The sequence below is a fragment of the Sphingomonas sp. SORGH_AS_0950 genome, assembly GCF_030818415.1.
Classification (GTDB): Bacteria; Pseudomonadota; Alphaproteobacteria; order Sphingomonadales; family Sphingomonadaceae; genus Sphingomonas.
In genome coordinates this window covers 3,874,801-3,893,769 of the sequence record NZ_JAUTAE010000001.1, presented here as the reverse complement: position 1 = coordinate 3,893,769, position 18,969 = coordinate 3,874,801, and the positions used below count along the sequence as shown (strand labels likewise).

General features: G+C 67.8%; 18 protein-coding genes. 12 read left to right on the top strand and 6 right to left on the bottom strand.

Annotated elements, in window-relative coordinates:
- Window positions 1-70 precede the first annotated feature (70 nt).
- Window positions 71-1,585: a YifB family Mg chelatase-like AAA ATPase gene (locus QE385_RS17715; RefSeq protein ID WP_307104107.1), complete on the bottom strand. Its 1,515-nt coding sequence runs from the start codon at window positions 1,583-1,585 to the stop codon at window positions 71-73.
- Window positions 1,586-1,782: 197 nt separating this feature from the next.
- Between QE385_RS17715 and rpmH the strand changes: the two genes are divergently transcribed.
- The 7 genes from rpmH (at window position 1,783) to QE385_RS17680 (ending at window position 9,254) form a co-directional block, all read left to right on the top strand.
- A complete protein-coding gene (gene rpmH, locus QE385_RS17710) occupies window positions 1,783-1,917 on the top strand; it encodes a 50S ribosomal protein L34 (protein WP_007404632.1) in 135 nt (44 codons plus the stop codon).
- 59 nt (window positions 1,918-1,976) lie between these two features.
- Complete coding sequence (gene rnpA / locus QE385_RS17705) at window positions 1,977-2,363, top strand: ribonuclease P protein component (RefSeq protein WP_373424734.1); 387 nt, start codon at window positions 1,977-1,979, stop codon at window positions 2,361-2,363.
- Window positions 2,364-2,365: 2 nt separating this feature from the next.
- Window positions 2,366-2,578, top strand: coding sequence for a membrane protein insertion efficiency factor YidD (gene yidD, locus QE385_RS17700; protein ID WP_042490341.1), 213 nt, complete (start codon window positions 2,366-2,368; stop codon window positions 2,576-2,578).
- A 30-nt stretch (window positions 2,579-2,608) separates the two neighbouring features.
- Window positions 2,609-4,306, top strand: a complete 1,698-nt coding sequence (yidC, locus tag QE385_RS17695) for a membrane protein insertase YidC (RefSeq protein WP_307104105.1) — start codon at window positions 2,609-2,611, stop codon at window positions 4,304-4,306.
- Window positions 4,303-4,977, top strand: a complete 675-nt coding sequence (gene yihA / locus QE385_RS17690) for a ribosome biogenesis GTP-binding protein YihA/YsxC (protein ID WP_307104103.1) — start codon at window positions 4,303-4,305, stop codon at window positions 4,975-4,977. Before yidC ends, yihA begins: the two co-directional genes overlap by 4 nt.
- Before the next feature lie 478 nt (window positions 4,978-5,455).
- Entirely contained in the window at window positions 5,456-8,494 is a 3,039-nt protein-coding gene (locus QE385_RS17685; protein ID WP_307104101.1) for a TonB-dependent siderophore receptor, read from the top strand.
- Between the two features lie 97 nt (window positions 8,495-8,591).
- Window positions 8,592-9,254, top strand: coding sequence for a glutathione S-transferase (locus QE385_RS17680; RefSeq protein WP_307104099.1), 663 nt, complete (start codon window positions 8,592-8,594; stop codon window positions 9,252-9,254).
- Window positions 9,255-9,303: 49 nt separating this feature from the next.
- On the opposite strand, the gene QE385_RS17675 is transcribed toward QE385_RS17680, so the two are convergent.
- Window positions 9,304-9,474, bottom strand: a complete 171-nt coding sequence (locus QE385_RS17675; protein ID WP_307104098.1) for a hypothetical protein — start codon at window positions 9,472-9,474, stop codon at window positions 9,304-9,306.
- 125 nt (window positions 9,475-9,599) lie between these two features.
- Here QE385_RS17675 and dapE point away from each other — a divergent pair, with 125 nt between their 5' ends.
- Window positions 9,600-10,718: a succinyl-diaminopimelate desuccinylase gene (dapE, locus tag QE385_RS17670; RefSeq protein ID WP_307104095.1), complete on the top strand. Its 1,119-nt coding sequence runs from the start codon at window positions 9,600-9,602 to the stop codon at window positions 10,716-10,718.
- On the opposite strand, the gene QE385_RS17665 is transcribed toward dapE, so the two are convergent.
- From QE385_RS17665 to QE385_RS17655, 3 genes are read right to left on the bottom strand one after another with little or no spacing between them, the layout of a single operon-like run.
- Window positions 10,696-11,223, bottom strand: a complete 528-nt coding sequence (locus tag QE385_RS17665; protein ID WP_307104807.1) for a Smr/MutS family protein — start codon at window positions 11,221-11,223, stop codon at window positions 10,696-10,698. The two genes, dapE and QE385_RS17665, sit on opposite strands and share 23 nt — an antisense overlap.
- Before the next feature lie 25 nt (window positions 11,224-11,248).
- Window positions 11,249-12,619, bottom strand: a complete 1,371-nt coding sequence (locus QE385_RS17660; protein WP_307104093.1) for an MltA domain-containing protein — start codon at window positions 12,617-12,619, stop codon at window positions 11,249-11,251.
- 9 nt (window positions 12,620-12,628) lie between these two features.
- A complete protein-coding gene (locus tag QE385_RS17655; protein WP_373424733.1) occupies window positions 12,629-13,252 on the bottom strand; it encodes a Tim44/TimA family putative adaptor protein in 624 nt (207 codons plus the stop codon).
- A gap of 219 nt (window positions 13,253-13,471) precedes the next feature.
- On the opposite strand from QE385_RS17655, the gene secB reads away from it, so the two are divergent.
- Genes secB through QE385_RS17635 form a run of 4 tightly spaced genes read left to right on the top strand, consistent with a single transcriptional unit; the run spans window position 13,472 to window position 17,121 of the window.
- Window positions 13,472-13,984, top strand: coding sequence for a protein-export chaperone SecB (gene secB / locus QE385_RS17650; protein ID WP_307104089.1), 513 nt, complete (start codon window positions 13,472-13,474; stop codon window positions 13,982-13,984).
- Between the two features lie 13 nt (window positions 13,985-13,997).
- Complete coding sequence (gene murJ, locus QE385_RS17645) at window positions 13,998-15,575, top strand: murein biosynthesis integral membrane protein MurJ (RefSeq protein WP_307104087.1); 1,578 nt, start codon at window positions 13,998-14,000, stop codon at window positions 15,573-15,575.
- A gap of 8 nt (window positions 15,576-15,583) precedes the next feature.
- Entirely contained in the window at window positions 15,584-16,591 is a 1,008-nt protein-coding gene (gene trpS, locus QE385_RS17640) for a tryptophan--tRNA ligase (protein ID WP_307104085.1), read from the top strand.
- Window positions 16,591-17,121 (top strand): topology modulation protein, encoded by a 531-nt coding sequence (locus QE385_RS17635; RefSeq protein WP_307104083.1) that lies wholly within the window; start codon window positions 16,591-16,593, stop codon window positions 17,119-17,121. The genes trpS and QE385_RS17635 overlap by 1 nt, the downstream gene beginning before the upstream one ends.
- A gap of 123 nt (window positions 17,122-17,244) precedes the next feature.
- On the opposite strand, the gene dnaA is transcribed toward QE385_RS17635, so the two are convergent.
- Window positions 17,245-18,807, bottom strand: a complete 1,563-nt coding sequence (gene dnaA / locus QE385_RS17630) for a chromosomal replication initiator protein DnaA (protein WP_307104081.1) — start codon at window positions 18,805-18,807, stop codon at window positions 17,245-17,247.
- Between the last annotated feature and the right edge of the window lie 162 nt (window positions 18,808-18,969).

Genomic DNA, 18,969 nt, shown 5'->3' with positions numbered 1-18,969 from the left:
TGCTAGACGAGGGTGATGCGTCGCGCAAGCGGGGATTGTCGGCAATATCGCCCCTTATGCCGCAGGCCGATCAATTCACCGGCGGACGCTGGCGATAGCTGAGCGCTTCGGCGACATGGATGCGGCCCACCTGCTCCACCCCCGCCAGGTCGGCGATCGTCCGGGCGACGCGCAGGACGCGGGTATAGCCCCGCGCGGTCAGGCGAATCCGCTCCGCCGCCTCGACCAGCAAGGCGCGGCCCGACTCGTCCGGGGTGGCCCAGCGTTCGAGCCAGGCGCCATCGGCCTCGGCATTGGTGCGGATCGTGACCGGGGCGTCGCGATAGCGCTGGGTCTGGCGCGCGCGGGCGGCGGCGACCCTTTGGGCGACGATCGCGGACGATTCGGCGGCGGCGGGGGCGAACAGGTCGATGGCGCGGACCGGCTGGACCTCGACGGACAGGTCGATGCGGTCGAGCAGCGGCCCGGAAATCTTGGCCTGATAATCCGCCGCACAGCGCGGCGCCCTGGCACAAGCAAGCGCCGCGTCGCCCAGATGGCCGCAGCGACACGGGTTCATCGCCGCGACCAGCTGGACCCGCGCCGGAAAGGTCACATGGGCGTTGGCGCGCGCGATGCTGACCGTGCCCGTCTCGAGCGGCTGGCGGAGCGAATCGAGCACGGCGCGCTGGAATTCGGGCAGCTCGTCGAGGAACAGGACGCCCAGATGCGCCAGGCTCACCTCGCCCGGCCTCGCCTTCAACCCGCCGCCGGTCAGCGCCGCCATCGAGGCCGAGTGATGCGGCGCGCGGAACGGACGCGTGCGGGTCAGCCGTCCTCCAGCCAGCGTCCCGGCGACCGACTGGACCATGGACACCTCGAGCGCCTCGGCCGCATCGAGCGGCGGTAGGATGCCGGGCAGGCACGCCGCCATCAGCGACTTGCCCGACCCCGGCGGGCCGCTCATCAACAGGTTGTGACCACCCGCCGCCGCGATCTCCAGCGCGCGGCGGGCATTTTCCTGGCCCTTCACCTGCGACAGGTCGGGGCCGGGCACGCCGTCCTCGACCACCCCGCCCTGCGGCATGGGCAGCAGCGAATGCCCCTTGAGATGGTTGATCAGCGACAGCAGGTCGGGCGCGGCGATCACCGCCCCGCCCCCGGCCCAGCTCGCCTCGGCGCCTTGCGCGGCGGGACAGATCAGCCCTTTGTCGAGCGACCCCGCATGGAGCGCGGCCAGCAACACCCCCGGCGACGGCCCGATCCGCCCGTCCAGCGCCAGCTCACCGACCACGACATGATCGGCCAGCAACTCGGCATCGATCACGCCCATCGCCGCCAGCAGGGCGAGCGCGATCGGCAGGTCGAAATGCGATCCTTCCTTGGGCAGGTCGGCGGGCGACAGGTTCACCGCGATCCGCTTGGGCGGCAGGGCCAGGCCCATCGCGGCGATCGCGGCGCGCACCCGCTCCCGGCTTTCGCCCACCGCCTTGTCGGCGAGGCCCACCAGGTTGAAGGCGGGCAGTCCGGCGATCAGTTGGACCTGCACCTCGACCGCACGCGCCTCCAGCCCCAGATAGGCCACCGTGGACACGATCGTCGCCATGCAAATCCCCCTGTACGGACGCTCCCCTGCCCGCTTATGCTTCCTGCAAAGGATGCCGCCCGATCGCAAGGGGCGACGGGTGTACGGGTATCGCGTGCGGCGGATTGACTTGAAACCCCGCTTTGCGTAAGCGGCTTGCCACCAAGGCCGTCCTCGTGGCGGCCGTTTGTTATTCAGACGTATCCAAGGAATGAACGATGAAGCGGACCTTTCAGCCCAGCAACCTGGTGCGCGCTCGCCGTCACGGCTTCCGTGCGCGGATGGCGACCCCCGGTGGCCGTGCGGTGATCCGGGCGCGTCGCGCGCGCGGCCGCAAGAAGCTGTCGGCGTAATCACGACGCTGACCCGCCGCCGCGACTTCCTCGCGGCCAATGGCGGGCGACGCGTGGCGATGCCCGGCTTCGTGCTGCAGGTTCGCCCGCGTGACGATGGTGAGGCCACGATTCGCGTCGGCTTCACCGTCACCAAGAAGATCGGCAACGCGGTCGTTCGCAACCGGATGAAACGCCGGTTGCGGGCGCTCGCGCGCGATCTTTTGCCGGTAAAGGGCATTGCGGGCGCCGATCATGTCCTGATCGGACGGCAAGGCGGGATCGAGCGCGATTATGCCGCCCTCACCGCCGAGCTGGCCAAGGCGCTGACCCGCGCCGCCTCGCCCGACACCGGCGGCGACCAGAAACCGCGCGAACCGCGCGTGCATCATGGTCGCGGCAAGGGGCGCAGCCCCCGCGGCGGCGCGCATCGCCAGCCCGCTACACCGTCTCAGGAGCCCGCGTGACCCTGTTCGCGCGGGCCTTGATTCTGATCGCGCGGGGCTGGCAACTCGGCCCGTCGCTCATTTTACCGCCCACTTGCCGCTATCAACCATCCTGTTCGGCCTATGCAATACAGGCCATTGGCCGCTATGGCGCGGTCAAAGGGGGCTGGTTGGCGCTCAAGCGCATTGCGCGGTGCCATCCCTGGGGCGGGCACGGACCCGACCCGGTCCCCTGACGTAACTGGCGTCACAACTGGGGTTTCCACGTGAACCAAGACCGCAAGAATTTCGTCGTGTTCGCGGTGATCGCGGCGCTGATCCTGTTCGGATGGCCGCTCATCCAGAACAAGTTCTTCCCGAGCAACCCGCCCGCGACGAAGATCGTCGACGGCAAGCAGGTGCCGGTGGCCAACTCGACGGCCAATCCGACCGCGACGACGCCCTCGGCGATTCGCGACCGCCGCGTCGTGCTGGCCGAAACCCCGCGCGTGGCGATCGAAACGCCGCGCCTGAAGGGCTCAATCAACCTGAAGGGCGCGCGGATCGATGACCTCGTCCTGCTCGACTATAAGGAAACGGTCGCCAAGGATTCGCCGCCGATCCGCCTGTTGTCGCCCGCCGGCGCGCAGGGTGCCTATTTCGCCGGTTTCGGCTGGCGCACCGACGGGCTGAACCCGCCCGCCGCCGATGCCGTCTGGACCGCCAGCGCGCCCGTGCTGCGCCCCGGCCAGCCGGTCACGCTGACCGCCGCCAACGCGACCGGCCAGCGTTTCCAGATCACCCTGTCGGTCGACAAGGATTATATGTTCACCGTCCAGCAGACGGTGGCGAACGGCGGCAATGCGGCCGTGCCGGTCGCGGCATACGGCTATGTCAATCGCGGCATCTCGGCCGATCCGGACACTTGGACGATCCATGTCGGCCCGATGTCGGTCAATGACGGCACCGCGCATTATGGCCCCAACTGGAAGGATCTGGACAAGGCCCCGACCCGCTTCACCACCACCGGCGGCTGGCTGGGCTTTACCGACAAATACTGGCTGGCGACGCTGATCCCCGACCAGTCCAAGGCCTTTGACGGCCAGTTCCGCGCGGGCGCGGGCCAGACCTATCAGGCCGACTATACGCTCCAGCCGCAAACGCTGGCGCCGGGCAAGCAGATCACCCAGACGACCCGTTTCTTCGCGGGCGCCAAGGAAGTCGCGCTGCTCGACCGCTATACCGACAAGGAAGGCGCGACGAAGCTCGATTACGCGCTCGACTGGGGCTATCTGCGGGTCCTCGAAAAGCCGATCTTCTATTATCTCGACTGGCTGTTCCGCCTGGTCGGCAATTTCGGCGTCGCGATCATCCTGCTGACCGTCACCATCCGCGCGCTGATGTTCCCGATCGCGCAGCGCCAGTTCGCCTCGATGGCGGCGATGCGCGCGGTGCAGCCCAAGATGAAGGCGCTGCAGGAGCGGTTCAAGGACGACAAGGTCCGGATGCAGCAGGAGGTCATGGCCCTCTACAAGCAGGAGAAGGTCAATCCGCTGGCGGGCTGCCTGCCCACGCTGATCCAGATCCCGATCTTCTATGCGCTCTACAAGGTGCTGATGCTGACGATCGAGATGCGGCACCAGCCGTTCGTCGCCTGGATCAAGGACCTGTCCGCCCCCGATCCGCTGACCCCGGTCAACCTGTTCGGCCTGCTGCCCTTCGTGCCCCCGCACTTCATCGCGATCGGCGTGGTGCCGATCCTGCTGGGCATCTCGATGTACTTCCAGTTCAAGATGAACCCGCAGCCGATGGACGATGCGCAGAAGCAGGTCTTCGCGATCCTGCCCTGGGTGCTGATGTTCGTGATGGCGCCGTTCGCGGTCGGCCTTCAGGTCTACTGGATCACGACCAACTGCATCTCGATCCTGCAGCAGCGCCTGCTCTATGCCCGCCATCCGGGCCTGAAGCAGCCGGTCGCCAAGTGAGCGAGCTTCCCACCCCCCTCCCCTCCGAAGAGCCGACCGGTTTTTCGGAGGAGCTGGTCGAGTCGGCGCGCAAGCTGTTCGCCGGTCCCGTCTCGTTCCTGAAGTCCGCGCCCGCGCTGAAATTCCTGCCCGATCCGATCGTGCCGGAAGTCGCGGTGGCGGGCCGGTCGAACGTCGGCAAGTCGTCGCTGCTCAACGCGATGACCAACCGCAACGGCCTGGCCCGCACCTCGAACACGCCGGGCCGGACGCAGGAGCTGAACTTCTTCGACGTCGGCACGCCGCCGACGCTGCGGCTGGTCGACATGCCGGGCTATGGCTTTGCCAAGGCGCCCAAGGACATGGTCAAGCAGTGGCGATTCCTGGTGAACGACTTCCTGCGCGGACGGCAGGCGCTGAAGCGCGCATTGGTGCTGATCGACTCGCGTCACGGCATCAAGGAGGTCGATCGCGAGATCCTGGAGATGCTCGACCGCGCGGCGGTCAGCTATCGCATCGTCCTGACCAAGGCGGACAAGGTGAAGGCGAGCGAACTGGCCGCCGTCGTCGAGCGGACCGAGGCGGAGGCTCGCAAGCGGGCCGCAGCGCATCCCGAGATCCTCGCCACCTCCAGCGAGGGCGGGCTGGGCATTCCCGAACTGCGCGCCGCCGTACTCGAAGCGATCGGCTGAATCGGCCATGGGAGCCCGGCCGCGTGGCGGCGGGCTCCCGTCTTGCCATGACATTCCGGCCACATGTCGGAACCTAGGTCGGATCGGCATTCAGCATTGCTTCTTCCTCCCCTCTCCCCTGGACAGGGGAGAGGGTTAGCGCAGCTTGCCAGCCTGCTGGCTAGCGCAGCTTGGGTGAGGGGTTGAGCGAGCCCAAAGGCTCGCGCGCTCGCTTCGCGAGCGCCCACCCCTCACCCAGCTCCGACTAGGCCTTTGCTTTAGCAAAGACCAAGTCTGCGCAACCCTCTCCCCTCTGCGAGGGGCGAGGGAAGGAAAGGCATCGCTGAATGTCGATCGGGCCGAGACGAACTAACTGATATTGTTGCAAAAATGCAGCGACGCCTGACAAATGTCAGCAAATATGACGCTTTTATTGACCTCCTGTCATACGCAGGAATAGCCCCATGAAAACAAGACCATAACATGGGGAAAGCGTATCATGTCCCGGAATATCCGCTCGCGCGCCTTGCGCGACGTCAGCGCCGTCGCGCTGCTCACTCTGCTTGCGGCCCCCGCCGCCGCGCAGACCCTGCCCCCCAACGCGCCGGAAACCACCACCGCGCAGGATAGCCCGGCGGATCAGGACGCGGCGGGCAGCCAGGACGTGGTCGTCACCGGATCGCGCATCGCCCGTCCCGAGTTCGAAACCTTGCAGCCGACCCAGGTCGTGGGCGCGGCGCAGATCGAAAATCGCGGCTATACCAATGTCGGCCAGGTGCTGAGCGAAATCCCCGCCTTCGGCCCTCCGGGCAATAGCGGCGTCGGCGCCCAGTCGTCCTTCGGCCCCGCCCAGACCTTTGTCGACTTTTTCGGCCTGGGCACCCAGCGCACGCTGGTACTGATCAATGGCCGCCGCTTCGTGTCGTCGAACACCGCCAGCATCTTCGGCCCCGTCTCGGCCGGTACGCAGGTCGACCTGAACAACATCCCGACCACGCTGGTCGATCGGGTCGAGACCGTCGCCATCGGCGGCGCGCCGATCTATGGTTCGGATGCGATCGCGGGCACCGTCAACATCATCCTGAAGCGCAATTACGAGGGGCTTCAGCTCGAGGGCCAGGCAGGCGTCTCGCAGCGGGGCGACGCCCCCGACCAGCGGCTGAGCGTGCTGGCGGGCAAGAATTTCGCCGACGGGCGCGGCAACATCACCATCTCGGGCGAGTATAACCGCGTCACCGGCCTGACCTATGCCGATCGCGAAGTGACCGCCGAGGGCCGCTTCTTCGGTACGCCGACCGATACCAGCTCGCCGTTCCAGCGCATCCTCTATCCGTCGCAGCGTTACAGCGCATTCACCGTGGGCGGCGTGCCGTTCAGCGCGGACGACTATCTCGCCCGCCGGTCGGGCATCCGCAACGCAGCGGGCCAGCTGCTCCAGTTCGGCGCGGACGGCTCGCTCGTTCCGCTCGACCTCGGCACGCCGATGCGCCAGGGTTACATCAGCAGCGGCGGCAACGGCTTCAACCTGCCGCTCCAGAACAATCTGCTGACCAATTCCGAACGCTATATCGCCAGCGCGCAGGCCAGCTATCAGATCAGCGACCGCATCCGCTTCTTCGGCGAGGCCTGGTACACGCACAGCAAGGGCGTGAACCTGATCGACCAGCCGAATTACAACACCGCGCTGTTCGACGCTGCGGGCACGGCCGACGGCAACATCATCGTCAATCTGGACAATCCGTTCCTGTCCGCCGCCGACCGCGCGACGATTGCCGCCAACCTGCCCGCAGGACAGAACCAATTCTATCTGGGCCGCGCGCTCGCCGACCTGACCACGGGCCGCGCCGAGGCGAAGGTCGAGACCTATCGCTTCGTCGGCGGGTTCGACGGCACGGTGCCGCTGCTCGGCCGCGATTTCAAATGGGAAGCCTCGGGCGTTTATGGCCGTTCGCAGACCGACGGCCGCAATTACGAGCTGGTGCAGCAGAATTTCGCCAATGCGATCGACGCGGTGCGCGATGCGTCGGGCAACATCACCTGCCGCCCCGGCGTCGTGAACGCGACCATCCCGACCGCGAACCAGAGCTGCACGCCCCTCAACATCTTCGGCATCGGCCAGGCCAGCCAGGCGGCGCGTGACTATATCTTCGCGGTCGCCACGCCGCGTTCGGTCAACGAACAGATCGTGCTCAACGCCAACATCAACGGCCCGGTCTTCCAGCTGTTCGGCAACGACGTCTCGCTGTCGCTGGGTTACGAGCATCGTGAGGAAAAGACCCGCTTCGATCCCGGCACCTATTATTATGGCGAGCCGCAGGCGGACGGCAGCCGTGTCCAATATGGCCGGATCATCCCGATCGACCCGATCCGTGGCAAGTTCCACACCAACGAGGTGTTCGGCGAATTGGTCGTCCCCTTCGTGTCGAGCAAGAACGAGCTGCGCTGGCTCAAGACGCTCGAGTTCGACGGGGCGGCACGCTATGTCGACAACTCGCTGTCGGGCGGCGACCTGACCTGGACCGCCGGCGGCCGGGTCGGCTTCTTCCAGGGGCTGACCTTCCGCGGCAACTTCACCCGCTCGATCCGCTCGCCCGCGATCACGGAGGTGTTCAACCCGACCTCGCGCGCATTCGATTCGGGCAACGATCCGTGTGATGCCCGCTATGTCGGCAATGGTCCCAATCCCGCCGTCCGTCGCGCAAACTGCGTCGCCGCCGGGATCAATCCGGACAGCTTCACGTCGAACTTCAGCGACTTCACCGTGCCGGTCACGGTCGCGGGCAACCCGAATCTGCGCAACGAGAAGGCGGACAGCTGGACCGTCGGCGCCATCGCGCAGCCGCGCTTCATCCCCGGCCTGTCGATCGCGGTCGATTGGGTGAACATCAAGCTGAACGATGCCATTGCCTCGCTGGGCGGGACGGACATTCTGAACGCCTGCTATGATTCGTCGAGCTATCCCAACCAGTTCTGCGGCCTGCTGGATCGCGGTGCCGACGGGCAGATCACGACCATCCGCGAAGGCTATTACAACGCCGCCGTGCTGGAGACGGCCGGGCTGCAATCGACCATCGCCTATCGCCTGCCGCTCGACCGGGTCGGGCTGACCGACGGAGGAACCGTCGGCCTGTCGGTCAACTATTTCTACCGCGACAAGCTGCAGACCCAGGTCGGCACCGGCGACATCAACCATAATGCGGGTGAGATCGGCTATCCGCGCCATTCGGGCACCGCGAACCTCACCTATGAGGGCCGCAACTTCAACGTCCTGTTCCAGGGGCAATATACCGGCAAGGTCCGCTTCGACATGGACGAGGCCGCCAATGCCCGCGACGTGAAGGGTGCCAGCGACTGGATGGTGTTCAACACCACGGTCGGCATGAAGGTGAACGAGCAGTTCAACCTGCGCTTCATCGTGGACAATGTGTTCAACGCCCGGCCGCCTTACCCGCTGCCGGTCGGCACCACGGGCGTCCGCCCCTATTATTCGGGCATCATCGGGCGCTTCTTCCGCGTGGCGGCCACCGCCCGCTTCTGATCGGCCCCGGCCGAAACGAAAAGGCCCGTCCGGTTCCCTCCGGGCGGGCTTTTTTGTGTGGTTGCGGCGTCGCGTCGGGCCGGTTACGCCTTGGCCTATGAAGCTGATCATCGGTAACAAGGCCTATTCCTCCTGGTCGCTGCGCGGCTGGCTCGCCTGTCGGCAGTCGGGCATCGCGTTCGAGGAAGTGGTCGTGCCGCTCTATGACGAGGATTGGGACCGCCGCCGCGAGGGTGCCGAGTTCGCCCCCTCCTCGGGCAAGGTGCCGATCCTGTGGGACGGCGAGGCGGTCGTGTGGGACAGCCTGGCGATCATCGACTATCTGGCCGACAAGGTGGGCCGCGACCGTTTCTGGCCCCAGGACGATGCCGCGCGCGCCATGGCGCGGTCGATGGCGGCCGAGATGCATTCCAGCTTCGTCGCGCTGCGCCGCAAGCACAGCATGAACATCCGCCAGGTCTATGCAGCGCAAACGCCAGACGAGGACGTCATCGTCGATCTGAAGCGCATCATGGAACTATGGGCCCAGGCACGCGCGCGCTTCGGCGGCGGGGGCGACTTCCTGTTCGGGGCGTTCGGCGCGGTCGACATCATGTTCGCGCCGGTCGTCACCCGCATCGTGACCTATCAGCTGCCCGTCGCGCGCTTCGCCGTGCCCTATATGGACGCGGTGCTGCGCCATCCCTTCATGCAGGACTGGATCGCCGCCGCGCAGGAAGAGGAATGGGTGATCGAGCGGTTCGAGCAGCCCGTGGCGTGACCGCCGCCCCTCCGCTCGCACCTCGACAGGGCGCGAGCGGAGGCGGAACCTAGCGCGCGGTCGGCCGCACCTCGTTCAGTGGCGCGCGCTGTTCGTCCGCCGGTTCGGCTACGCGCGTGCTGAAGGTGTAGAGCAGGATTCCCGCAATCCCCAGCGCGATCACCAGCCACATCAGCAATCGTCCACCCGCCTTGTGCCCCTTATGATCGGGATCGTTCATCGCATCGCTCCTGTTGTCCGGGGACAGAACGAAGCCGGGCGGCGCAGGGGTCCAAGCCGTCGCCCTTGAGCTTTACGTCAAACGGGGAATTGCCGAGCGGCCATGCGGTGCCTATGCCGCCGGGCATGACCGAAGTTCTCGACCTCGCCCAGGCGCTGATCCGCGCCGACAGCGTCACGCCCGCGATGGGAAGCGTGTTCGACGTGCTGGAAGCGGCGCTGACCCCGCTCGGCTTTGCGGTGGATCGCTTCGTGGCGGGCGAGGCCCCCGACGGTCCGGTCGAGAATCTGCTGGCGACGCGCGGCGGCAGCGGCACCCATCTGGCGTTTGCGGGCCATGTCGATGTCGTGCCCGCGGGCGATGGCTGGCAGGGCTCGCCCTTTTCGGGGGACGTGCGCGACGGTCTGTTGTTCGGGCGCGGCGCGGTCGACATGAAGGGCGCGGTCGCCGCCTTCGTTGCGGCGGTCGCCGCCTGCCCCGCGACCATCCCCCTATCGCTGATCATCACCGGCGACGAGGAAGGCCCCGCCATCTACGGCACCCGCGCGCTGATCGACCGGATGGCGGCGCGCGGGATCGCACCCGATCTGTGCCTGGTCGGCGAGCCGACCTCGACCCAGCGGCTGGGCGACATGATGAAGATCGGACGGCGCGGCTCGGTCAATATCTGGATCACCGTGCCCGGCCGGCAGGGCCATGTCGCCTATCCCCATCTGGCCGACAATCCGATCACTCCGCTGGTCGCGATGCTGGCGGAGATCGAGGGGATCACGCTCGACACCGGCAATGCCTGGTTCCAGCCGTCGAATATCGAGATCACCGACCTGCATGTCGGCAATCCGGCGACCAACGTCATTCCCGGCTCGGCCCAGGCGCGGCTGTCGATCCGCTTCAACGACGAACAGAGCGGCGACGCGCTGGTCGAGCGGATCACCGCGATCGCGCAGAGCCACGCCCCCGCCGCGCAGGTGACGGGCCGCATCTCGGGCGAGGCCTTCCTGACCCAGCCCGGCGCCTTCTCCGCGATGATCGCGGAGGCCATCCGTGCCGAAACCGGGATCGAGCCGGAGCTGTCGACCACCGGCGGCACCTCCGACGCGCGCTTCCTGTCGAAGCTGTGCCCGACGGTCGAGTTCGGCCTGCTGAACGCCACGATGCACAAGGTCGACGAAGCGGTGGCGGTCGACGACCTGCGCGCGCTGACCCGAATCTATGCCGGTGTCATCGCTCGCGCGGGCGCCTGAACACAATATAGAGCGCGCCCAGCCCGCCATGGCGCGGATGGGCGCCCCGGATCGCCGCGATCGCATCGGCATGGCGCGACGCCCCCAGCCAGTCGCTGATCGCCGCACGGATCGCACCGCGCGCATGGGGCCGTTCGCTTTCGGGGCGCGGCGGCTTGCCGGTGACGAGCAACAGCACCCGGTCCCCCCGCGCGATCGCCCGGCCCAGCCCCTGGTCAAGCAGCGCATGCGCTGAGGCCAGCGTATGGCCATGCAGGTCGAGCGAGCTGTCGGGCATCACGCTGCCCCGCGACAGCCGCTTGTCCCAACCGCCGTCCAGCGTCTCGCCCGGCCCCTTCTTTGGCGCGGCGGGCGGCGGCGCGGGCTGGCGCAGCGGCGGTACCCGTCCCTTCACACGAACCTTGGGCGCGCCGGGGGTTTCGTGGAACACCGCCTCCATGCTGGGCGGGGGCGGCGCAGGACGTGCGGGGACGATGGCGGCGCGCAAAGGGCGCACCGTCTCCATCACCCGCGCCCAGAGCTGCGCTTCGTCAGCGTTGAGGGGGCGCACCGGGCGTTCCGCTCGCGCTCGCCAAACCTGCCCGTGCCAGCGTGCCCACCGGCAGCAGCAGGAACGCGGTGCCGCGCGCCGACATGCCGCCCGCGACGCTGCGCGCCGTGTCGCCCGCGCCCCAAAAGGTGTCGAAGCGGTTGGAGCCCTTGATCGCACCTCCGGTGTCCTGCACGACCCACAGGCCGGTCACGTCCTGCCGGTCCATCGACAGGAAGACCGGCGCGCCCAGCGGCACGAATTTTGGATCGGCGGCGGCGCTGACCTGCCCGGTCACCGCATAGCCCATCGCCCCCTGGGGTGCGCCGTTCAGCTCGCGGAAGAAGACGAAGCTCTTATTCTCGCGCATGATCGCGCGGCCTTCCTCGGGATGCTCGTGCAGCCACGCGACGATGCCCTGCATCGAAGTCTGCCCCGGCCCCAGCAGCCCGCGCGCCTTCATCAGCGCGCCGATGCCGGTATAGTCGCGGCCATTCTGGCTGTCATAGCCGATCCGCATGACCGACCCGTCGGGCTGGCGCAGCCGCCCCGATCCCTGGATCTGGAGGAAGAACACCTCGACCGGATCGGCACCCCAGGCCAGGATCGGCGCACGCCCCGCCAGCGATCCCTGCTCGATCGCGGTGCGGTCGTCATAGGGGACAAGGTTGCTGCCCTGCACCTTGCCGCGCACCTTCTTGCCCTTCAGATCAGTCGAGAAGGCGCCCAGATCGACATCGATCAGGTCGCGCGGCCGGGCATAGATCGGCACGTCATAGCCTGCGCGCCGGTCGCGCGATCCGGCGATTTCGGGCTCGTAATAGCCGGTGGCGAGCGAGCGGCCGTCGCCGACCTGCACCGCCTCGAAATAGCGCGCGAAGAAGTCGCGGGCCTGCCCGGGCGGTACGCTGGCGGCGGCCTGGCAGGCGGGTTGCCAGTCGGCGCCCTGCGTCAGGCCGCTGGCATCGGTACGCCGCATCAGGCCGGGGCAGGATAGCGCGAAGGCGGCGCGCGCGGCCTCCGCCTGCGGCTCGGTGATGGGAAGCGAGGCGACGGGCGGCCCGGCCAGGATACCCGATTGCGCCGCGTTCAGCGCGCCCGCAACGGGCACGACCGGGGTGGCGGGCAGCGGCGTCGCTCCCACGATCCGGGCCGGACCATTGGGCACGCGCGACACGCTGGGACCGCCCGGCTGAACCGCCGCGCCACCGGCACGGGGCCGGGCGGGCTCCGGCCGAACCCCATGTCCGCGCGACGGCACCTCACCCGCCGCGCCCGGCGGCACGATCCGTCCGGCACAGGCCGCCAAGCTCAACGATAGCGCGACCGTCGCCGCGAGCCTCAGCCCCCTCACCGCTTTCCTGTCCCCCATATGGCCGCGTCAGGCTTCGTCGGTGTCGATGAGCTTCCAGTTCGGATCGCCGCTCTTGAGCGTCCGGGCAAAGGTCCACACGTCGTGCGTCTCGACCGCGTCGCTCAGCGAACCGGCAATGACGTTGCCATCGGCATCGCGCGTGATCGCGGCGATATCGGCATCGAAGCGGACGGTGATGCGCGCATCGCGGCCCTGCACCTGCGCGTCGACGATCTTGGCGCTCTCGATACGGATCAGGCGGTTGTCGAGCGTCTGGCCCGCCGCGCGCCGCTGTTCGATCGCCTCGGCAAAGGCGCCCAGCACATCGGCCTCGACCAGATCGGCCAGCACATCCTCGTCGCCCTTCCAAAAGGCTTCCAGCGTCATGCGATAGGCCGCCTGCGCGCCGTTCAGGAACTGCGCCACGTCGAAACCGGACTCGCCCGCGATCACCGCGCGCAGGCCCTGTTCGGCGCGCGGATCGATGTTGCGGTTCATCACCGGCATCGCCGCCTGCGCCGGTTCGGGCGCGCGGGGCAGCGTGACCGGCAAGGCCCGATCGTCGGCGCTGCGCGCCAGCGGCTGCTGTTCATGACCGGTGCGCTTGCCCAGCACGCTGTACAGCCTCAGCGCGAGGAAGAGCGCGACCATCGCGAGAAGAACGACGTAGAATAACAACGCAGGCGCCTTTCACTAATAGGGCCGATATAGGCGCGCGGCCCGACAATGGAAACCCGCACGGCCCATGCAAGAGGCCAAGGTTGAATCCCCGTCGACCCGCTGCTACGCGAAGCGGCCATTGGGCCGAACGCGCGAACCCGCCCTTTCGGTTCCCTTTTCCCCTTTATGCTACGCTAGAAGGTATTGACGATGGACGAACAGGGTTTGCCGCAGGGCTTCGAAGCGCCGACCGCCGAGGGTGAGGATGGCGGCCCCGCCGCCGGTCTGATCTCGCAATATGTGAAGGACCTGTCGTTCGAGAACCCGAACGCGCCGGGCATCTACCAGGCGCAGGCCGCCCCCGGCATCGACGTGCAGTTCAACATCTCGGCGTCGCAGGTCGGCGAGGAAGTGCACGAACTGGTCCTGAAGATCGAGGTGCGCGCCGAGTCCGAGGGCAAGACCGCCTTCATCGTCGACCTCAGCTATGCCGGCCTGTTCGGTTTCCGCAACGTGCCGGTCGACCAGATCCAGCCCTTCATGCTGGGCGAAGCGCCCCGCCTGCTCTTCCCCTTCGCGCGCCGCGTGCTGGCCGATGCCGTCCGCGACGGCGGCTTCCCGCCGCTGATGCTGGAGCCGATCGACTTCGCGCAGCTCTATGTCCAGCAGTCCGAAGCGCAGGGCACGGCCCAGCCGAACACCCCGGAAACCGGCCACGCCTGACCCGGACTGATCGATGAACCTGACCAAGGCGCTGGGCTCGGTCGGCGGGCTGACTCTGGCCAGCCGCGTGCTTGGTCTGGTTCGCGACTCGCTGTTCTTCCGCTTCGTGGGCGCGAACTTCGCCTCCGACGCGTTCCAGATCGCGTTTCGCCTGCCCAACCTCTTCCGCGCCCTCTTCGCCGAGGGCGCCTTTTCCGCCGCCTTCATCCCGATGTTCAACCGCAAGGTGGCGGAGGGGGACAAGGCGGCGGAAGGCTCCGGCCTGGCGCTGGGGCTGGCCTTTGCCGAAAATGCGCTGTCGGTGCTGTTGCCCGTCCTGATCGTGATGACCGCGATCGTCGAGGTCGCCGCCTGGCCCGTCACCTGGCTCCAGACCTTCGGCTATGGCGACGGGACGGCCGCGCAGTTCGATTATATCGTGCTGCTCAACCGGCTGACCTTTCCCTATCTGCTGTTCATCAGCCTGGTGTCGCTGCTGGGCGGCATCCTCAACTCGCTGCACCGTTTCTGGGTTAATGCGGCCGCCCCCATCCTGCTCAACCTGACGCTGATCGCGGCCCTTCTGCTGTTCCACGCGCATGATCCGCTGCCCACCGCGCGCAACCAGGCGATCGCGGTGTCGGCCGCGGGCGTCCTGCAATTCGTCTGGCTATGGTGGGCCTGCCGCCGCGCCGGGGTTAGGTTGCGGCTGAAGCGGCCGACGATCAATGACGACGTCAAGCGGCTGCTCAAGCTGATCCTGCCCGCCGCCGCCGGGGCGGGCGCGGTGCAGATCAACCTGCTGATCTCGACCGGGCTGGCGGCGCGGTTCCTGCCTGCGGGCTCGGTGTCCTATATCTACGCCGCCGACCGGCTGAACCAGTTACCGCTGGGGCTGATCGGCATCGGCCTGGGCACCGTCCTCCTGCCCACCATCTCGCGCCTGCTGGGCGCGGGCAAGGAGGCCGAGGCGATGGAGACGCAGAACCGAGGCATGGAGCTGGCGCTGCTGCTCACCCTGCCCGCCACGGTCGCGCTGATCGTCTGCGGCCAGCCGATCACCGCCGCGCTGTTCCAGCATGGCAAGTTCACCGCGACCAACAGCCTCTACACCTCGCAGGCGCTGGCCGCCTTCTCGATCGGGCTGCCCAGCTATATTCTGGTCAAGGTGCTGACGCCGGGCTTCTACGCCCGTGCCGATACCCGTACGCCGGTGCGCTTCGCCACCCAGTCGATGCTGGTCAATCTGGTGCTCAACCTGATCCTGATCTGGCCGCTCAAGCATATGGGCCCGCCGCTCGCCACCGCGATCGCCTCGACTGTGAACGTCGCGCTCCTCTACCGCACCCTGTCGAAGCGCGGGCATTTCGTCGCGGATGCGCAGCTGCGCCGCCGGGCGTGGCGGATGGGGGTCGCGGCGTTGCTGATGGGCGCGGCGATGGCGCTGCTCAACACGCAGTTCCAGCCCTATGTGACCGGCTCCAACCTCGAACGCTGGGGTGCGCTCCTCCTACTGGTCGCCACCGGCATGCTGGTCTATGCGATGGCCACCTTCGCGACCGGCGCTTTCCGGATCGCGGACATCAAGCGGCTCGTTCGCCGCAACAGTTGAGGACCATCATGCGCGTCGTTTCCGGCATCAAGCCCACGGGCAACCTTCATCTCGGCAATTATCTGGGCGCCGTGAAGCAGTGGGTGGCGATGCAGGACCAGATCCAGGCGCAGGGCGGCGAGACGATGTACTTCATCGCCGACCTGCACGGCCTGACCGAGTGGATCGCGCCCGAGGCGATGGCGGCCAACACGATCGAGATGACCGCGACCCTGATCGCGGCCGGGATCGATCCCGAACGCTCGATCCTGTTCAACCAGACCCGCGTACCCGCGCATAGCGAGCTGGGCTGGCTGCTCAACAATGTCGCGCGGGTCGGCTGGCTGAACCGCATGACCCAGTTCAAGGACAAGGCGGGCAAGAACCGCGAGGGGGCCAGCGTCGGCCTGTACGACTATCCGGTGCTGATGGCGGCCGACGTGCTGCTCTACAACGCCACCCATGTGCCGGTGGGCGAGGACCAGAAGCAGCATCTGGAGCTGGCCCGCGACATCGCGACCAAGTTCAACAACGACTATGGCCGCGAGGTCTTCACCCTGCCCGAACCGCTGATCAGCGCCGCCGCGCCGCGCATCATGTCCCTGCGCGACGGATCGGCCAAGATGTCCAAGTCCAACCCGTCGGAGATGTCGCTGGTCAAGCTGATCGACAGCAACGACCAGATCGCCGAGAAATTCCGCAAGGCCAAGACCGACCCGGACGTGCTGCCCGAGACGCTGGAGGGGCTGGAGGGCCGCCCCGAGGCGCGCAACCTGATCACCATCTATGCCGCGATGGCGGACCGCGCGCCCGCCGATGTGCTGGCGCAGTTTGCGGGCCAGGGCTTCGGCGCGTTCAAGCCCGAGCTGGCTGATCTGGCGGTCGCGACGCTGGGCCCGATCCGCGAGCGGCTGACCCGGTTGCTCGACGATCGCGGCGAGGTGGGCCGCATTCTGGAACGCGGCGCCGAGAAGGCGCGCGATCTGGCCGCGCCGATGCTGCTCGACGTGCAGCGGACCATGGGCCTGCAAATCTGATGCCCCCCGGCCCCGTCACCCGCATCATGGTGATGGGGCCGCCGGGTAGCGGCAAGTCGACGCTGGCCCGGCAATTGGGCGAACGCCTGGACCTGCCCGTCTGGCACGCCGATGCGCTGTTTCATGGTCCCGGCTGGGTCGCCCGGCCGAGGGAGGCGTTCATCGCCGATCTGGCGGCGATCGCCGCGCAGCCCCGATGGGTCATCGACGGCAATTATTCCCATGCCCGCCATGGGCCTGCGATTGGCGAACGGCTGGCACGGGCGGATCGGATCATCCTGCTCGATCTGCCGCGCCGCGTGACCATGCCGCGTGTCCTGCGGCGCGTGGCACGCTATCGAGGGCAGGTCCGGCCCGATAGCGCGCCCGGATGCCCCGAACGGCTGGATCTGGCGTTCCTGCTATATGGCTGGCGATGGCGACGCGCCGTGCGGCCGGGGATCTTGCAGGTGCTGGAAGCCGTCGGGGAACGGGTGATCCGCTATGAGCGGGCGCCGACGCTCGAGCGTGTGCTGGCCGATCTGGGGTGAATGAACGGGCGTGGCCTTCGACTTCGCTCAGGCTGAACGGCTGTTGGCACGGGGCTTGTTTCCCTCGCTCCGTTCAGCCTGAGCGAAGTCGAAGGCCACGCCCCCGCCCCGCCCGGCGGAACCTCAGCCCTCCAGTTCCTTCATCAGCACCCGCACCGCATTGTCGATATCGCGGTCGGTATCGCGCAGTTCCTCGATCTTGCGCACCGCATAGATCACGGTCGAATGGTCGCGCCCGCCGAACTTGCGGCCGATCTCGGGCAGCGAGCGGGTGGTCAGGCGCTTGGCGAGATACATGGCGATCTGGCGCGGGCGCGCGATCGCGCGGGCGCGGCGGGCCGAGACCAGGTCGAGCGGCTTGAGCTCGAAATGGCGGCTCACCAGCTTCTGGATCTCGTCGATGGTGATTCGCCGCTGGGCACCGCGCAGCACCTCGCCCAGCGTCGCCACCGCGAATTCCAGGTCGATCTTGTCGCCAGTCAGCTGCGCATAGGCGACGACGCGGTTCAGCGCGCCCTCCAGCTCGCGGATATTGCCACGAATCCGCGAGGCGAGCAGGTCGAGCACGTCGTTCGGGACATTCTCGGGCAGGTCGGCGACCTTGCGGTTCAGGATCGTGCGGCGGAGCGTCAGGTCGGGCGCCTTGATGTCGGCGACCAGCCCGGCGCCCAGGCGACCGATGATGCGCGGCTCCACCCCGTCGAGCGACTGGGGCGAACGATCGGCCGAAATGACCAGCCGCTTGCCCGCACCGACCAGCTCGTTGACCGTGTGGAAGAATTCTTCCTGCGTCGAATCCTTGCCCGCGATGAACTGGAGATCGTCGATCAGCAGCAGGTCGGCCGAGCGCAGCCGCGACTTGAAGCTGTGCGTATCGCGCGCGCGCATCGCGGCGACGAAATCGAACATGAACCGCTCGGCCGACATGCACAGCACGACCGCCTCGGGATGCGATTCGAGAAAGGCATGCGCGATGGCATGCATCAGGTGGGTCTTGCCCTGCCCGGTGCCGCCATGGAGGAAGAGCGGGCTGAAGCGCGGCGGGCCCGGTTCGGCGAGCGACAGCGCCGCATTGAACGCGACCCGGTTCGACGAATCGACCACGAATCGGTCGAAGGTCAGGCGCGGGTCGAGCGGCGGGCGGTCGCTCGTCACCCGAATCGCGGGCGTGGCGGTGGTCGCGGGAGCGGCCTCCTGCGCGACCGGATGCGGCGCGGCGGCGGGGGCCGCACGCGGCGCGCGGGCCCGCGACGGCGCAGGCGGCGCGGCCACCGGCTCGGCCGGAACCGCGAACAGCGACGGCTGCTCGGCGGGCGGCGCGGCCTCCTCGACACGCGGCGCGGCGACCGCACGCAGCGGGGTCACGACGTCGAGCGTGTCCGCGCTGGTCAGCCGTGCGGTGCGGCTGGGCGCGCGGGTTTCGATGACGACCGAGCGGACCTCGGGCAGCACCGCCTTGAATTCCAGGTGGAGCCGGTCCGCATAATGGCTGCGCACCCAGTTGGTCGCAAAGGCCGAGGGAAGCGCCAGGCGGACCGTATCGGGCTCATCGCCCTCGATCAGTTCCATGGGCTTGAGCCACTGGTCGAACAGCCGCGCCCCTGCCGATTCGCGCAGGTTCGCGCGGACGCGCGCCCAGGCACGAGCCTGGTCCGACGTCGGTCGCGTTGCCTGCCAATTCGTCACCCGCGCACTCCATACTCACCGGCCGCCGCTGACGGCCGACCCTGTTTCACTTGGCGACAGGACATCCCTGGAGCGAATCGAGGGGATTCGGCCCGGTCCTGTCACCTTGCTATTTCCATGACGCGGCGACGTAACGCCGCTGCTGGGATACCGATTATGAGC

What these genes read in the sequence shown, in the direction of transcription:
- QE385_RS17715 (WP_307104107.1), bottom strand. Translation starts at nt 1,585, where the DNA reads ATGGCGACGATCGTGTCCACGGTGGCCTATCTGGGGCTGGAGGCGCGT.
- rpmH (WP_007404632.1), top strand. Translation starts at nt 1,783, where the DNA reads ATGAAGCGGACCTTTCAGCCCAGCAACCTGGTGCGCGCTCGCCGTCAC.
- rnpA (WP_373424734.1), top strand. Translation starts at nt 1,977, where the DNA reads ATGCCCGGCTTCGTGCTGCAGGTTCGCCCGCGTGACGATGGTGAGGCC.
- QE385_RS17685 (WP_307104101.1), top strand. Translation starts at nt 5,456, where the DNA reads ATGTCCCGGAATATCCGCTCGCGCGCCTTGCGCGACGTCAGCGCCGTC.
- QE385_RS17680 (WP_307104099.1), top strand. Translation starts at nt 8,592, where the DNA reads ATGAAGCTGATCATCGGTAACAAGGCCTATTCCTCCTGGTCGCTGCGC.
- QE385_RS17675 (WP_307104098.1), bottom strand. Translation starts at nt 9,474, where the DNA reads ATGAACGATCCCGATCATAAGGGGCACAAGGCGGGTGGACGATTGCTG.
- dapE (WP_307104095.1), top strand. Translation starts at nt 9,600, where the DNA reads ATGACCGAAGTTCTCGACCTCGCCCAGGCGCTGATCCGCGCCGACAGC.
- QE385_RS17665 (WP_307104807.1), bottom strand. Translation starts at nt 11,223, where the DNA reads ATGGAGACGGTGCGCCCTTTGCGCGCCGCCATCGTCCCCGCACGTCCT.
- QE385_RS17660 (WP_307104093.1), bottom strand. Translation starts at nt 12,619, where the DNA reads ATGGGGGACAGGAAAGCGGTGAGGGGGCTGAGGCTCGCGGCGACGGTC.
- QE385_RS17655 (WP_373424733.1), bottom strand. Translation starts at nt 13,252, where the DNA reads ATGGTCGCGCTCTTCCTCGCGCTGAGGCTGTACAGCGTGCTGGGCAAG.
- secB (WP_307104089.1), top strand. Translation starts at nt 13,472, where the DNA reads ATGGACGAACAGGGTTTGCCGCAGGGCTTCGAAGCGCCGACCGCCGAG.
- murJ (WP_307104087.1), top strand. Translation starts at nt 13,998, where the DNA reads ATGAACCTGACCAAGGCGCTGGGCTCGGTCGGCGGGCTGACTCTGGCC.
- trpS (WP_307104085.1), top strand. Translation starts at nt 15,584, where the DNA reads ATGCGCGTCGTTTCCGGCATCAAGCCCACGGGCAACCTTCATCTCGGC.
- QE385_RS17635 (WP_307104083.1), top strand. Translation starts at nt 16,591, where the DNA reads ATGCCCCCCGGCCCCGTCACCCGCATCATGGTGATGGGGCCGCCGGGT.